Source organism: Saccharomonospora iraqiensis subsp. paurometabolica YIM 90007 (assembly GCF_000231035.2).
GTDB classification, from domain to species: Bacteria; Actinomycetota; Actinomycetes; order Mycobacteriales; family Pseudonocardiaceae; genus Saccharomonospora; species Saccharomonospora paurometabolica.
Genome location: NZ_KI912221.1, coordinates 4,716 through 6,314 on the forward strand (window position 1 = coordinate 4,716; position 1,599 = coordinate 6,314).

Genomic DNA, 1,599 nt, shown 5'->3' on the forward strand with positions numbered 1-1,599 from the left:
ACCGCCCGCCGGTCACCGTCCCTGCGGCCCGGCGCCGCCCTGCGGGCCGGGGCCGTCGGGACCGTGCCTGCGCAGGTAGCGCTCGAACTCGGCGGCGATCCGCTCGCCGCTGGACTCGTCGACCGCGATCTCGGCGTCCCCGCGTTCCTCCAGGTTGCGCACGTACTCGCTGACCTCGTCGTCCTCGTCGGCCATCTCGCTGACCGTGCGCTGCCACTCCTCGGCCTGTTCGGGCAGCGCCCCCAGCGGGATGCGTACGTCCAGCACATCCTCCAGCTTGTGCAGCAGCGCCAGGGTCGCCTTCGGCGACGGCGGGTGGGACACGTAGTGCGGCACCGCCGCCCACACCGACACCGCCGGGATCCCGGCTCGCACGCAGGCGTCCTGCAGGACCCCGACGATGCCGGTCGGCCCCTCGTACCCGCTGCGTTCCAGACCGAACCGGGCGGCCGCGTCGGCGTCGTAGGCGGTGCCGGTGACCGGGACCGGCCGGGTGTGCGCGGTGTCGGCCAGCAACGCGCCCAACGTGACGACCGTGGACACGTCCAGGTCGCGGACGTGGTCCAGCAGTTCCCCGCAGAACGCCTTCCACCGGACGTTCGGCTCCGGCCCGTGCACCAGCACCACGTCCCGGTCGTACCCGTGCGGGCGGCACACGGCCAGCCGCGTCGTCGGCCACTCGATCCGCCGGGTCACCCCGTCGACCAGGCGCGCGGTGGGGCGGGACACCTGGAAGTCGTAGTACTCGTCCGGATCGATCTCGGCCAGCGGGGTCGCGTCCCAGTTCAGCTGCAGATGCTCCACGGCCGTGCTCGCCGCGTCCCCCGCGTCGTTCCACCCCTCGAACGCGAGGATCATCACAGGACGGGGCTGCCGGCTCCCGGTCGTCTCGTCGGAGGACATACTCACATCACCAGCGTACGGCCCACGGTCGCACGACCGACGCACCCTGCGTCCCGCCCGTCCGCTGCCCGCGGCCCGATCCGCCCCGCCCCGCACACCGCCGACGGCATCGTAGGCTGGCGAGGCCGTCCCGACCCGCCCGAGTGACCCGAGGAGACACCCGTGCAGCGACCGTCCACCACCCCGGGAGTCCCGGCCGCCGTGCTCTGGGACATGGACGGCACGCTCGTCGACTCCGAGAAACTGTGGGACATCGCCCTGTACGAGGCGGCCGAGGTGCTCGGTGGGTCCCTCTCGACGGAACAGCGTGCCGCGCTGGTGGGCTCGAACATGACCGCGACCTGCCGGTTCCTGCTGGAGGTCACCGGCCACGACGTCGTCGACGGGGCGGTGGCGGAACTGGCGGGCTGGGTGCGGTCCCGCACGGCGTCGCTGTTCGCCGACGAGCTGCCGTGGCGCACCGGCGCCCGCGAGGCACTGGGCGCGGTGCGCGCGGCCGGGGTCCCGTGCGCCCTGGTGACCTCCACGGAGCGGGAGCTGACCGAACTGGCACTCGGCACCCTCGGGGCCGACTCGTTCGACGTCACGGTGTGCGGTGACGAGGTCGACGGCCGGAACAAGCCGCACCCGGAGCCCTACCTGCGGGCGGCGCGGCTGCTGGACGTGCCGCCCGCGCGGTGCGTGGCCGTGGAGGAC

General features: G+C 73.8%; 2 protein-coding genes. One reads left to right on the top strand and one right to left on the bottom strand.

Annotation, left to right across the window (positions count from 1 at the left end):
- Positions 1-12 precede the first annotated feature (12 nt).
- Complete coding sequence (locus SACPADRAFT_RS0208495; RefSeq protein ID WP_157577110.1) at positions 13-903, bottom strand: PAC2 family protein; 891 nt, start codon at positions 901-903, stop codon at positions 13-15.
- A 162-nt stretch (positions 904-1,065) separates the two neighbouring features.
- Between SACPADRAFT_RS0208495 and SACPADRAFT_RS0208500 the strand changes: the two genes are divergently transcribed.
- The coding region (locus tag SACPADRAFT_RS0208500; RefSeq protein WP_267880012.1) for an HAD family hydrolase at positions 1,066-1,599 on the top strand (534 nt) is incomplete at its 3' end.